Annotated in this window: 8 protein-coding genes and 4 pseudogenes; 6 read left to right on the top strand and 6 right to left on the bottom strand. The window is 63.5% G+C overall.

Annotated features, from left to right (window positions below):
• Nucleotides 1-55: 55 nt before the first annotated feature.
• The 3 genes and pseudogenes from ACZ1HA_RS21340 to crtA all read right to left on the bottom strand — a co-directional run bounded on the left by ACZ1HA_RS21340 (nucleotide 56) and on the right by crtA (nucleotide 3,429).
• A pseudogene (locus tag ACZ1HA_RS21340) lies at nucleotides 56-1,716 on the bottom strand (magnesium chelatase subunit D).
• Nucleotides 1,713-2,717 (bottom strand): magnesium chelatase ATPase subunit I, encoded by a 1,005-nt coding sequence (gene bchI, locus ACZ1HA_RS21335; protein WP_472715424.1) that lies wholly within the window; start codon nucleotides 2,715-2,717, stop codon nucleotides 1,713-1,715. Before bchI ends, ACZ1HA_RS21340 begins: the two are co-directional and overlap by 4 nt.
• Nucleotides 2,714-3,429, bottom strand: a pseudogene (gene crtA, locus ACZ1HA_RS21330) (spheroidene monooxygenase). Before crtA ends, bchI begins: the two are co-directional and overlap by 4 nt.
• 105 nt (nucleotides 3,430-3,534) lie before the next feature.
• Between crtA and ACZ1HA_RS21325 the strand changes: the two are divergent.
• The 3 genes from ACZ1HA_RS21325 to tspO are packed head-to-tail and all read left to right on the top strand — an operon-like array spanning nucleotide 3,535 to nucleotide 6,625.
• Nucleotides 3,535-5,082 carry a phytoene desaturase gene (locus ACZ1HA_RS21325; RefSeq protein ID WP_472715423.1) on the top strand — a complete coding sequence of 516 codons (1,548 nt, stop codon included), beginning with the start codon at nucleotides 3,535-3,537 and terminating at the stop codon, nucleotides 5,080-5,082.
• A complete protein-coding gene (gene crtB, locus ACZ1HA_RS21320; protein ID WP_472715422.1) occupies nucleotides 5,079-6,137 on the top strand; it encodes a 15-cis-phytoene synthase in 1,059 nt (352 codons plus the stop codon). The genes ACZ1HA_RS21325 and crtB overlap by 4 nt, the downstream gene beginning before the upstream one ends.
• Before the next feature lie 5 nt (nucleotides 6,138-6,142).
• The gene (gene tspO / locus ACZ1HA_RS21315) at nucleotides 6,143-6,625 is read left to right on the top strand and encodes a tryptophan-rich sensory protein TspO (RefSeq protein WP_472715421.1); all 483 of its coding nucleotides are present in this window, start codon (nucleotides 6,143-6,145) and stop codon (nucleotides 6,623-6,625) included.
• Nucleotides 6,626-6,676: 51 nt separating this feature from the next.
• On the opposite strand, the gene ACZ1HA_RS21310 is transcribed toward tspO, so the two are convergent.
• Nucleotides 6,677-7,225 carry a TetR/AcrR family transcriptional regulator gene (locus tag ACZ1HA_RS21310; protein ID WP_472715420.1) on the bottom strand — a complete coding sequence of 183 codons (549 nt, stop codon included), beginning with the start codon at nucleotides 7,223-7,225 and terminating at the stop codon, nucleotides 6,677-6,679.
• A gap of 185 nt (nucleotides 7,226-7,410) precedes the next feature.
• On the opposite strand from ACZ1HA_RS21310, the gene ACZ1HA_RS21305 reads away from it, so the two are divergent.
• The gene (locus ACZ1HA_RS21305; protein WP_375227334.1) at nucleotides 7,411-7,884 is read left to right on the top strand and encodes a YHS domain-containing (seleno)protein; all 474 of its coding nucleotides are present in this window, start codon (nucleotides 7,411-7,413) and stop codon (nucleotides 7,882-7,884) included.
• A 175-nt stretch (nucleotides 7,885-8,059) separates the two neighbouring features.
• Here ACZ1HA_RS21305 and crtC read toward each other — a convergent pair whose 3' ends face one another.
• Together crtC and crtD are read right to left on the bottom strand one after the other, a co-directional pair.
• Nucleotides 8,060-8,932, bottom strand: coding sequence for a carotenoid 1,2-hydratase (crtC, locus tag ACZ1HA_RS21300; protein WP_472715441.1), 873 nt, complete (start codon nucleotides 8,930-8,932; stop codon nucleotides 8,060-8,062).
• On the bottom strand, nucleotides 8,929-10,479 hold the full coding sequence (gene crtD / locus ACZ1HA_RS21295) for a 1-hydroxycarotenoid 3,4-desaturase CrtD (RefSeq protein WP_472715419.1): 1,551 nt from the start codon (nucleotides 10,477-10,479) through the stop codon (nucleotides 8,929-8,931). Before crtD ends, crtC begins: the two co-directional genes overlap by 4 nt.
• Before the next feature lie 93 nt (nucleotides 10,480-10,572).
• On the opposite strand from crtD, the pseudogene ACZ1HA_RS21290 reads away from it, so the two are divergent.
• Nucleotides 10,573-11,459 (top strand): annotated as a pseudogene (locus ACZ1HA_RS21290) (polyprenyl synthetase family protein).
• Nucleotides 11,452-12,580 (top strand): annotated as a pseudogene (locus ACZ1HA_RS21285) (methyltransferase). The pseudogenes ACZ1HA_RS21290 and ACZ1HA_RS21285 overlap by 8 nt, the downstream one beginning before the upstream one ends.
• Nucleotides 12,581-12,663 lie beyond the last annotated feature (83 nt).

Below are 12,663 nucleotides of genomic sequence, written 5' to 3'. Positions count from 1 at the left end.
CTGCCGTGAGATGCCCGGGTGGGGCCAGTCATCTGGTGGGGGCCATTGCACGGCCTCAGCCGTCCAGAGCGGCGCTCACAGCGCCTGTGAGGCGTTTTGCGTCTGCGCGGGGCAGGGCGAGGTATGGAGCGTCCAGTGCGCGCTGAGAGGGCTCTGAGGGCGTCCTGAGGCCGTGTCGACATGTCGATAACCAGCGCGCCGATGCCCTGAACACGCAAAACGTCAGCAAACCGCTCGGTGTCTCTGGCTGCCGCAGCCCGGTCCGGGGTGCCATCAAGCGCCACATTAGCGCGCCCGTCGGTCAGCACGACAACGGTTGGGGTCAGGCCGCGGGCACGGCTTTGCGTGGCAAGGGCGGCTGCCTGCTCCAGCCCTGCTGCCAGAGGCGTGCCGCCGCCGCCGGGCAGGCTTGCGAGCCGTCGCTTGGTCTGTACCAGCGAACGGGTCGGTGGCAGCAACAGTTCCGCGCCCGTGCCGCGAAAGGCGATCAGGGCCACGTGGTCCCGCGCGGCATAAGCCTGGGCCAGCAACATCTCCACCGCGCCCTTGGCCTCGTTCAGGCGTGACACGGCGGCGGAGCCCGAGGCGTCGACTGTGAAGATCAGCAGGCGGTCGGACTGCTCCTCGAAGCGCTTGAGGCGGATGTCCGCAGGGCGGATCAGAAGCCCCTTTCTGTCCGGTTGCGCGCGGCGGCGCAGAGGCTGCCACGGCGCTGCGGTCCGAAGGGTGGCGACCAGATCGATGCGCGATGTGCCGTCAAGCCGTCCGGGGCGGGAGGGCAGGGGGCGTCCGCGCCGGTTGCCCTTGCGCGCCTTGCCCGCGCCGGCGCCGCCCGAACGTGGGGCTGTCCCCGCGGGGACAAGACCGGCCAGCAGATCAGCGGGCAGCAGCGCCTGCACGGCGTCCACGAGGATATCGCCGTCAGGAAGGCTGTCGGTGTTGCCGGGATCGCCGTCAGTATCCTGTGGCTCATCCGGTGGCGGAGGGGAGGGGCTCGGCAGCTGCATCGGTTTCTTCGGGCACGCAAGTAGCGCGATGCGGGAATACCAGCATGGCGGCGGCTTCAATGTCCGCATCGGTAACCGCCATCCTGCCGTGAAACCCTGCGTGTGCCCGCGCCACCCGCAGCGCCATCAGCGGCGCGCGCAGGCTGTTGATCCCGAAGCGTGCGGCCAGCAGCGTCAGCGTTTCTCCGGTCCCGTCCGGGACAGTTACAACAGAGGGATCAGTGGTTGTTGTCCCCGCGGGGACAGGCGCCCAGTCCATGGGCATCCGGCCTTCGGGCGCGAAGCGGAACGGCAGGCGCTCCGAGAGGCTCGCGGGCAGCGTTTCGTCCGGTTCGGCACCCTCGTCGAGCGCCAGAATGCAGTGCCCGGCATCCATATCCAGCTGCTGCGCAAGCCGTGCTGCGAGCCCGGCAGCGCAACGTTCCGCCATTGTCAGGATGGCTGTACAAGGGATATGAAAAAATCCTGATTTTTCAATTACTTGACCGGATTCAAGCGTCGCGCTGAGATCAATGCCGCCAAACAGCTGTTCGTCGGTTATGCCGGGATGTATGCGTCTTGCTTCCAGGCCTTTCAGCCCGTCGAGAACCCGGTCCCGCGCGGGGCCTGCACGCATCCGGATATGCGCGCCGCCCAGACGCTGTGGATCGAACAGCAGCAGACCCGCGCCGAGTGCGGCAAGGTGCCAGCTGTCGGCATTGCCGCTCACCCCAGCACGTCCGCGACGATGCGTCTGACCCGCTCGCCGGAGCCGGCTTCGTCCAGTGGGTCGCGGCGCAGACGGTGGGACAGGGCGGACGGAGCGATTTCGCGCAGATGATCGCGTTTGAGCTTGCGCGCGCCCTGCCAGGCGGCGAGGGCGCGGGCGGTGCGTAGCAGCGTCAGTTCACCACGCAATCCGTCGGAGCCGAGGGCGATACACAGTTCCGCGCAATCGGTCAGGATGTCGTCCGGGGTCTGGATTTTCGCCAGCCGTTTGCGCGCCTTGAGGATCGTGTCCCGCACCTCTGCATCGCGGGCGGACCAGGTTTCCAGGAATCCATCCGGATCGGTCTCGAAGGCGTCGCGCCGGCGGATCACTTCCACCCGTTCTGCTGCATCAGACGGTGAGCGGACCTCCACCGACAAGCCGAACCGGTCGAGCAGTTGCGGGCGCAGTTCGCCCTCTTCCGGGTTGCCCGATCCGACCAGCACAAACCGTGCAGGGTGCCGGATCGACAGCCCCTCGCGTTCGACGACATTCTCGCCCGACTGGGCTACATCCAGCAGCAGATCCACGATGTGATCTTCCAGCAGATTGACCTCATCAATGTAGAGATAACCGCGGTTGGCCCGGGCCAGAAGACCCGGTTCAAAGGCCTTCTCGCCGCGTGTCAGTGCCCGTTCTATGTCGAGCGCTCCGACAACGCGGTCCTCTGTTGCGCCAAGGGGCAGGTCGATGACCGGGGTGGGTCGGGTTACAAGCTTTTTCGAGCCTAATTCAGCCCAATCCGGGCATTCCGCGACCTTTGGCGCATTCACGGGGCAGCTTTCGACCATCCGGATGGGTGGCAGCAGTGCTGCGAGCGCGCGCACGGCCGTGGACTTGCCGGTGCCGCGGTCTCCGAACACCAGCACGCCGCCAATACCCGGATCGACCGCGGTGAGGATCATGGCCTGTTTCATCTCGTGCTGGCCGACGATGGCTGAGAAAGGGAAGGGGGTCTTCATGCGGGAATTTCCAGATGCTTCAGGGGGCTGGAGCCGCCCCAGTGCCGGTATCGCCCAGAATGGCGAACCGTGCGTAGAGTTCTTCGGAGAACCAGTTGCCGTCACGCACCGCGCGGATGGCGGCGGCGTGTGGCCCGTTTGTCCGGGCGAAGGCGGCCATGCTGGTGGCGTCCGGCCAGATGGAGAACGTGACCTGATGCAGCAGGGGCACCTCTCCGATGCCGATTTTGAAGGCAACATTCCGGTCAGAGCCGATCATCCGGCTGATATCGGGCACGCGTTGCCAGAACTTCATTGCGATTGAGGGCCTGATTGTCGCCCGGGTCAGCGCGGCCAGCGGCCCGGATGGCGTCCGGCCGGTCGGTGAAAAGGGCTCCGTCCCGGACCAGCGTCCGCGTGACGTGCTCGTTTCCAGAATCACCGTCCAGCTTTCGGTGGCACGATCGTGGTACCGGCGGAAAACCGCAGCCTTGCTTGTCTGTTGCCGCGCCGTTTCTGCGTCGGGCCAGCTGGCGAGAATGGCGTAAACGGCGGTGTTGGGCACGGGGGTGAACCCCTCACCGGTTCCGGAGCCGCAGAGTTTCCAGAACCCGATCTGTGGCACTTTTGGCAGGGCAAAACGGGCCGCACCCATCATCCCCAGAGCCCAGGCGCGCGCAACCGGTCCCGCAAAGCGGAAAAAGCTCAGTGTGACGATCGGAGTGTCCTTCATGGCGCGCGCTGGTCTCAAAAGTGTCAACTAAGTCTGACACGCAATTGCGCAAATGGGAAGAACACAATTGTAAATCAAACTGGACACATTTACTGTATGCAGGTGATGACACGTGTTGATCCCATCGAATCTGTTACCACCGACACCGGACGCCGTGACCGGGCGATCGTTATTGGCGCAGGTCTGGGTGGTCTTGCGGCGGCAATGCGTCTGGGCGCACGGGGCTACCGGGTGACGGTAATCGACCGGCTGGACGTGCCGGGCGGGCGCGGTTCAGCCATATGGCAGGACGGGCACCGGTTTGACCTCGGCCCCACGATTGTCACCGTGCCGCAGCTTTACCGTGAGCTCTGGGCAGCCTGCGGGCGGGATTTTGACGCTGACGTCACGCTGAAGCCGCTCGATCCTTTTTACGAGATCCGCTGGCCGGACGGCACAACGTTCACGGCGTCTCAGGATACAGACCGGATGCGCGAAGAGGTGGCACGGCTGTCGCCCGCAGATGTGCCTGGGTTCGAACGTTTTCTGGAAGACAGCGCACGACGGTACTGGTTCGGGTTCGAGGATCTGGGCCGCCGGTCGATGCACCAGCTGTGGGAGCTGATCAAAGTGCTGCCGACCTTTGCGCGTCTGCGCGCGGACCGGTCGGTTTATGCCCATGCCGCGTCCCGCGTGAAGGACGAAAAGCTGCGCATGGCGCTGAGTTTCCATCCGCTTTTCATTGGTGGTGACCCGCTGCACGTGACGTCGATGTATATCCTTGTGGCCTACCTGGAAAAGGAATTTGGCGTCCATTATGCGATGGGTGGTCTTGCCGGTATGGCGCAGGCCATGGCCGGTGTGATCGAAGGGCAGGGCGGTACGCTGTTGATGGACACAGAGGTCGATGAGATCGTTCTGCGGGACGGAGCGGTGAGCGGCGTGCGTCTCAGCAGCGGGCTGGAGATGGGTGCGGATATCGTGGTGTCGAATGCGGATTCCGGACACACCTACAATCATCTGCTGCGCAATCATCGGCGCCGTCGATGGACGCTGGCCAGGCTGGCGCGGACGCGTTACTCCATGTCTCTTTTTGTCTGGTATTTCGGCACAAAAGGCACGCGGCAGGAGTGGCCGGATGTCGGACATCACACCATCCTGAACGGCCCGCGCTACAAAGGCCTGCTGCGGGACATCTTCATCAAAGGCAAGCTCTGCGACGACATGAGTCTGTATATCCACCGGCCATCGGTGACCGACCCGTCGGTCGCCCCGGTGGGTGACGATACTTTCTACGTGCTCAGCCCGGTGCCGCATCTGGGTCACGACAATGGTGTGGACTGGTCCGTGGAGGAACCGAAGTACCGCGAAAAGATGCTGCAGGTGCTGGAACAGCAGATGATGCCGGGGCTGCGCGACCGGATCAGTACCGAGGTGATCTTTACGCCCGAGACGTTCCGCGACCGTTATTTGAGCCCGTTTGGTGCCGGTTTCTCCATCGAGCCGCGCATTCTGCAGAGCGCATGGTTCCGGCCGCACAACGTGTCCGAGGAAGCGAAGGGGCTATACCTGGTCGGCGCGGGCACCCATCCGGGGGCTGGTGTGCCGGGTGTCATTTCAACGGCGGAGGTTCTGGACCGTCTGGTGCCCGATCCGCAGGGGGTCAGATCATGAGCGTCCGCCGCTCCAGTGCGATTGCGCCGGATGACATGGCGCATTGCCGCGAGGCGATCCGGCATGGGTCGTTGTCCTTTCATGCCGCGTCAAAGCTGTTGCCCGCGCATGTGCGCGACCCGGCGCTGGCGCTTTATGCGTTCTGCCGTCTGGCCGACGACGAGGTTGATCTGAAAGCGGACAAAGTCGGGTCGGTGCTGCGCCTGCGTGACAGGCTGGATGCGGTCTATGCCGGACGTCCGGAAAACGCACCGACAGACCGCGCTTTTGCTGCGATGACGGAACAGTTTGAAATGCCCCGGGCGCTGCCGGATGCGCTGCTGGAGGGGCTGGCCTGGGATGCCGATGCCCGGCGGTATGAGACCCTGTCCGGGGTTATGGATTATTCTGCGCGTGTGGCGTCCGCTGTGGGGGCCATGATGTGCGTGCTGATGGGCACGCGCGATGCCGATGCCCTGGCACGCGCCTGCGATCTGGGCGTCGCGATGCAGCTGACAAACATTGCGCGCGATGTGGGCGAAGACGCGCTGGAGCGGCGGATTTACCTGCCGCTGGAGTGGCTGGAGGAGGCCGGGATCGACCCGGAAGCCTTTGTCAGCGATCCGCGACCGACCAAGGCGGTACGCATGATGGTCCGCCGCCTGGTGATGGAGGCCAATCGTCTCTACATGCGGTCTGAGGCCGGGGTTGGTGCGCTGCCGCGCAGTTGCCGGCCCGGGATTTACGCGGCGCGTTTCATTTATGCCGGGATCGGCGGGCAGCTGCGGCAGATGGGCTACGATTCCATTTCCGCCCGCGCCCGCACGTCGAAATGGCAGAAGATCGGCTGGCTGGGCCAGTCGGTGCTGCTGAGCGGGGCCAGTATGGTCATGCCACGGTCTGCCGTGCTTTATGCAAAGCCGCTGCAAGAGGTGCAGTTCCTGGTAGACGCGGCGGCGCGTGGCGGGCCTGTGGCCTCGCGCAGTGATGCGCTGATTTCGGTTCTGAGCACGCTTGAACAGCATCGCCGGAATGAACGCGCGCGCCTGACCGGTCAGCGCACGGGAGTGACATAACCGCTATGTTCTGGCTGTTGTTCTCTGTCTTTCTGGTGGCCTGTCTCGGGGCAGGGGCCACAGGCGGTCTGTTTCCGCCCGGACCCTGGTACAGGGCGCTCAATAAACCCTGGTTCACGCCGCCGGACTGGGTGTTTCCGGTGACATGGCTGGTGCTGTATCTTTGTATGGCGACGGCAGGGGCAAGGGTTGCGATGACAGAGGGAGCCGGTCTGGCGCTGGCGCTCTGGGCGCTGCAGATCGCGTTCAACGGGCTCTGGACACCGGTGTTCTTTGGCCTTCGCAATATCCGTCTGGGCATGGCCGTGGTCTCTTTTCTCTGGCTCACGGTTTTCTTTGCTATGGTGGCGCACTGGCAGGTGGACACGCTCGCCGGGGTTCTCTTTGTGCCCTACCTGGTGTGGGTGACGATTGCCGCCGCGCTGAACGCCGGGGTCTGGCGCATGAACCCGGATGCCGCGCGCAATCCGCCCGATGTTGCATCCTGAACCCGTCCTGCGGGTTGTTGTCTGGCCAAATGGGTTTTCCGGTCCGGGACCTCAGATCAGAGACCGCAGCCGCCCTTCCCAGTCTGCTGCGGTACCGCCGGCTTTGCCCATGGCCTGCTTGCCGAAATAGAGATGCAGGATCAGATCCGCGGTCTCCTGCAGGTCGCGGTCTGTGGTGTTCTGCCGGTACTGCTGCAGCACGGACAGAATCGCCTCGCGCAGCCGATCCGCCATGGCCTGAACCTTTCGGGCTGCCCTGGGGTGGTCCGGACCCATTTCGACCATGGCATTGCAGATAAAGCAGCCACGCCGGTCGGTATCGTTGCCCTGAAACAGCGGCATGAGACAGGCAACCGCGGTCGGCTCGTTGCAGCGGTTAAGCATCTCTACAGTCCTGCTGACAACGGCCTCATCGTAGCAGTCCAGTGCCTCTAGGTATGTCGCTTCCTTGTCGCCGAAGGCCTGATAGAAACTGCCGCGCGTCATTTCCATCGCCGCCAGCAGATCCGGCAGAGTGGTTGCCCGGTATCCCTTTTGCCAAAAGATATTCATGGCACCCTGCAAGGCGTCTTCGTAGTTAAATTCGCGGGGTCGGGCCATGCCTGTTCCTCAGAAAATCTGATTTTCGTACATAAAAATAGAGCCTGCGTCACCTCACGCAAGGCTCACATTTAGTTGTTTTGTACTATTTGGTCTTAAACGGTATTTCTCTGGGTGTCCCTCACAGACGGGACCTGAACTCCACGACCGGCATTACCCACGCCCCGCACTCAGAAAGGAAGACAATGAACATCATCAAATCCGCAGGCCTCGCCGCCGCCGTAACCCTGGCCGTTGCCACCACCGCACTGGCCGCGGGCCCCGAACTGAATGCATCTTCCACAGGTCTCGCGCTGCAGGGGTATGACCCTGTTGCCTACTTCACCCAGGGTGAAGCGACCAAAGGCAGCTACAAGATCACAACGATCCACAACGACGCGACATACTGGTTCTCCAGCGAAGAGCACAAAGCCACTTTTGAGGCGAATCCTGATGCCTATGTGCCTGAATATGGCGGCTACTGCGCATTCGGCGCGGCCATGGGTTTCAAATTCGACGGCGACCCGCACCACTGGAAAATCGTTGACGGTGAGCTGTATCTGAACCTGTCGAAAGACATTCAGGAGCGTTGGTCGACAGACATTCCGGGCTTTATCCAGCAAGCGGATAACAACTGGGAAACCATCGAAGACGCGACACCTGCATCGCTGCAGCAATAACCAATCAGTACGGCGCAGGGACTGTCGAAATCTCCGCCTGCGCTGTACCGGCGGCACTGCACCTGGCCCACGGATGTGACAGTGCCGCCATTTTGCTTCACCGGATGACGGCACCGGCACCAGCGTCTGTCTGCCGCGTTTCAGCGACATGCCCGGCTGGTATAATCCCTGTCGTTCAGGCCCAGTTCCAGTTTCTGCGCCTCGGCACCCGCACCGCCAGCATCGGTTTGAGAAGCGGGGAGCGGAAGCGCCGCAGGTCCAGCGCTTCATGCACGCCGGTGGTCCGTTCTCCGTCGAGCACCGTTTCCACTGCAGAGCGCGAATAAAACGGAGCATCCAGCATATTCAGTTTCTGTCTTGCGCGCGCCCCGGCGTCAGCCCGGGTTTCGCGGGCGACGGCCCAGAGACTGCGGCGCATGCGCGCTTTGGGGGGCAGGGGGATCGCTGCGGCCTGACCCTGGTGATCGAAACGGAAACCGGCGGCCAGTTCTGACCCGTCCAGCCGGGTGGCGTCATAAAAACAGGTCGCCCCTCGCGACGTGGGATAGCGGCCCCAGGTCCAGTAGGTGAAGTCCTCTTCCAGCGCGCGGGTCCCGAAATTGGCATCGAAATAGCCTTCGCCCTGCCACTGCCAGCCGGGTCTGTCGATGTTCACCTCGATGCGTGAACAGGGCGCAAAGGGGCGCCAGATATGCGCACCGTCCGGTGTCAGCGGCAGTTCAACCGAAGTTACCGCAGACGGGGTCACGGTGATGGTGCCGCGGATACGGCTGATGATAGGCGGGCCGGACACTTCGTCGATGTCGATCACAAGCCTGCCCTGATCCCAGCGCATCATCGAAGGGCCGACCTGAAACCGGCTGCCGGTCTGGCGCAGGGCGTTTTCACCGCGATCCGTCATGGTGAACCGCCCGCCGGGCCCATAGGTTGCCACATTGATACAGACATGATTCTGCGGGTTTTTCCGCCCAGACCAGCGGTACCAGGGCGAGAAGACCGAGCCGATAAAACCGATCACAGAGACCGCGCGTGTGCCGCAGTCGCTCAGACCGTCGACGTACCACCAGGCATAGCCGTTGGGCGCGACGGGGATGTCAAAGTTTGGTCGCTTAAGATCGCCGCGGCCGCGTGCCGGGCGGAGAGTGTCGCCATGGGCACACCGGCACCCGGGTGCGTGCCGCCCCCCGCCAGCCAGAGCCCCGGGACAGATGTCTGGGCTGTCGGGCGTTTCAGCGCGGCGGTCATCCCGTGCGGGGTCTGGCCGTAGAGCGCGCCCAGCGTGTCCGGAAACAGCCTGGCGAAGGTCTGTGGTGTCGTAACTGTCGTCACTGCCGGTTCCGGGCTGAAAGTCAGGCCGAAACCCGCCATCTTCTGCATGATCTGATGATGCCATTGGTCGAGGTCCTCGGGAATGCCGAATGTGTCTGTTGCCGGGGCGTTTGTGATGATCTCAAAACGTTCCGTTGTGGGGGGCGCTGTGCCCTGGCCGCGGTCGCAGGCGCACAGGTAGAGTGTGGGGTCGCGTGGAATCCGGCCTGCCTCGAGGTCCAGAAACTCCGCGTCCGGATCGGCGTCAAAAAAGACGTTGTGATGCGCGAGTGCCGGTCCATCGGGGCGTGCCGCAAAGCTGTAAACCCGTGCCGAGAAAGAGCGGGGCAGGCTGGCTGTCTGTGGTGCGACCTGCTGCAGGTCACGGCCCAGCCTGCCGGTGGCCAGTGAACGCGGGTCCCCGGCATAGACCACGGTATCCGCATCAAGAAAGGCCCCGCGGGACAGCGTTACACCGTTTACCTGGCCGCCTTTCAGGCAGATTTCTTTCACATCCTCTCCCAGGCGGATGTCTGCGCCTTTGCGCCTGGCAAGAGTGGCCACGGCTTCGGCCAGGTGGTGCATGCCGCCCTCGACGACCCAGACGCCGGCAGCTTCGGCTTGCCAGATCAGGGAAAGGATCGCCGGGCTCAGGTGCGGCGCGCCGCCCACATAGGTGGCATAGCGACCGAAAAGCTGTGCGAGGCGCGGATCAGAAAACTGCCGGGTCAGCGCGGTGCGCAGAGAAGACAGGGGCGACATCGCCCGGATCAGGTCTGGCTGGTGCAGAACATGTGGCACCAGTTCTGACAGGCGGGGTTTTGCCGCCTGCATCATCGGCGCATCGAAGGCCTGAAACAGCCGCGCGGTCCGGGCATTGAAAGCGCGGAATTCATCAGCCGCCTTTGGTCCTGCAAATCCGTCAATGGCAGCAGCACTTTTCTGCGGGTCGTCAAAGAGATCCAGCGTGCTGCCGTCGGGCCAGAAATGGCGCGCGAGGGTTGTTTGCCGGTGCAGGGTCACGTGATCTTCGAGCCGCGCCCCCGCAGCGTCAAAAAGGTCGTCAAAAACGTGTCGCATGGTCAGCACTGTTGGTCCGGCGGCAACCGGCCCTGCATCGCTGGGCAGGGTTCTGATCTTGCCGCCTGCGTGACCGTGACGTTCCAGCAGGGTGACCGCCATACCGCCCGCCGCAAGCCGCAGCGTGGCCGCAAGACCGGCAATGCCGGCGCCGACGACGATGGCGCGCGGGCGGTCCGGCAGCAGAGGGGCGGTTTGAAGGTGCATAGGGGATTGTTGACTCACTGAGCCAAACTGTCCAGTATGATTTACACTTTAGTGTCGTAATTAAATGACACATAAGGTCAGAAGGAGTTTCCGATGGGCATGAATGCGCGGATCGAGGCGGCAATTGCACAGTCAGTGGCCGTGGGTCAGGGCAGGGGGCCGTTCCACCCCGGCTTGCCTCAGCACTGGGCTATGCGACAGAGCCAGGTGGCGCGCGGATCAGGCCCACGATCTGTATGTCGGTTGCAATGGCCTGCGGAGACGACCGCCCGGCTCTGTCGGATGCGGCAGCCTCGGCGCTCGAACTGATACACTGCGCCAGTCTCGTGCATGACGATCTGCCCTGTTTCGATGATGCGGATATCCGGCGCGGCAAACCGTCTGTGCACAAAGCCTATTCCGAACCGCTGGCCGTTCTGACAGGTGACAGCCTGATCGTGCTGGCCTTTGAAATTCTTGCGCGCCAGTCCGGCGCAGCACCCGACCGCGTGGCGCAGCTGATCATGACCCTGGCGCAGCGTACCGGTATGCCGGGCGGGATCTGCGCGGGTCAGGGGTGGGAAAGCGAGGCAGAGATTGACCTGTCCGCCTATCACCAGGCCAAAACCGGCGCATTGTTTATCGCCGCCACGCAGATGGGTGCGATTTCCGCAGGCCAGGATGCAGAGCCCTGGTTTGAACTGGGCGCCCGCATCGGTGAGGCGTTCCAGGTGGCGGACGATCTGCGCGACGCGCTTTATGATGCGGAGACCCTGGGCAAACCGGCGGGCCAGGATGATCTGCACGGGCGGCCCAATGCGGTCACGCTGCTGGGTGTACAGGGTGCGATCTCCCGGCTGCGTGACATTCTTGGCGGTGCCATCGCATCGATCCCGTCCTGTCCGGGCGAAGCGCAGCTGGCAGAGATGGTGCGTAAATACGCCGAACGTCTGACACCGGTGGCACCGGCAACGGCGACGGCACGTTCCGGCAATGTCTGATCTGAGCGCACAGCTTCCCGGGTGGCGCGGGGGCTGGCTGAACCGGCTGGTTGCACGTCCCGGGTTTCAGAGCTGGGCCAGCCGCTTTCCCCTGACACGGGGCCAGGCGCGGCGGGATGGGGCGGTGCTCTTCGATATCGTCCAGGGATCTCGTTCAGAGCCAGGTTCTGATGGCAGTCGTTGAACTGGACCTGTTGCGGCGGCTGCGCGGCGGTCCGCTGACAGCGGAACGTCTGGGCCTCGCAACCGATGTCCCGCACGACCGGATGGAAATTCTGCTGCGCGGTGCCGCAGCGCTGAAACTGTTGCGGCGCGACCGGGCGGGCCGGTACCACTTGGCGCGGAAGGGTGCGGCGCTGATGGGCGTGCCTGGGCTCGAGGCGATGATCCGGCACCATCGCGCATTCTATGCCGACCTGGCCGACCCGGTGGCTTTGCTGCGGGGGCCCGATCAGACGGAACTGTCGGAGTTCTGGCCCTATGTCTTCGGCGCGCGGGGTCAGATTGATCCGGCGGTGGCCGAGACCTACTCGGATCTGATGGCTCAGAGCCAGCGGCTTGTCGCAGAGGACACGTTGCGCGCCGTCTCTCTGAAAGGTGTTACGCGGCTTCTCGATATCGGCGGGGGCACCGGCGCGTTTCTCGAAGCGGCGGGTAAAGCCTGGCCTGGAATGGAGCTGGGGCTGTTTGATCTGCCACAGGTCACGCCCGGAGCTGTTGCGCGGTTCGAAGCAGCAGGGATGGCGGATCGTGTCACCCTGCATCCGGGGTCGTTTCGGGATGATCCTTTGCCCGAGGGCGCTGAAGCGATTTCGCTGATCCGCGTGCTCTATGATCACACAGACGCGACGGTCGAAGCCTTGCTTGCCGCAGTTTATGACGCGCTGCCCGCGGGGGGCCGGCTGATCATATCAGAGCCTATGGGGGGTGACCGTGCCCCCGACAGAGCCGGCGATGTCTACTTCGCTTTTTATACGCTGGCGATGCAAACCGGCCGGACACGTACCCCCGGTGAGATCACAGCGCTGTGCGAGGCGGCAGGATTCACCGCTATTCAGAGCCCGTCCCCGGCGCGGGCATATGTCACGCGGACGCTGACGGCGGTGAAGCCTGATAACTGATCGAAGCATGTGTCCATTTTAATTGACAGTTGAGTATGTAAGCTTAAACTGACAATTGTGACTGATCGTGATCATGAGTCTTT

Source organism: Roseobacter sp. S87 (assembly GCF_055693285.1).
The sequence above is the reverse complement of the archived record's forward strand: the minus strand, read 5'-3'. Positions and strand labels throughout refer to the sequence as shown.

Excerpts from the sequence above, each read along its gene's own strand:
- bchI (WP_472715424.1), bottom strand. The coding sequence starts at position 2,717 with ATGAAGACCCCCTTCCCTTTCTCAGCCATCGTCGGCCAGCACGAGATG.
- ACZ1HA_RS21325 (WP_472715423.1), top strand. The coding sequence starts at position 3,535 with ATGACACGTGTTGATCCCATCGAATCTGTTACCACCGACACCGGACGC.
- crtB (WP_472715422.1), top strand. The coding sequence starts at position 5,079 with ATGAGCGTCCGCCGCTCCAGTGCGATTGCGCCGGATGACATGGCGCAT.
- tspO (WP_472715421.1), top strand. The coding sequence starts at position 6,143 with ATGTTCTGGCTGTTGTTCTCTGTCTTTCTGGTGGCCTGTCTCGGGGCA.
- ACZ1HA_RS21310 (WP_472715420.1), bottom strand. The coding sequence starts at position 7,225 with ATGGCCCGACCCCGCGAATTTAACTACGAAGACGCCTTGCAGGGTGCC.
- ACZ1HA_RS21305 (WP_375227334.1), top strand. The coding sequence starts at position 7,411 with ATGAACATCATCAAATCCGCAGGCCTCGCCGCCGCCGTAACCCTGGCC.
- crtD (WP_472715419.1), bottom strand. The coding sequence starts at position 10,479 with ATGCACCTTCAAACCGCCCCTCTGCTGCCGGACCGCCCGCGCGCCATC.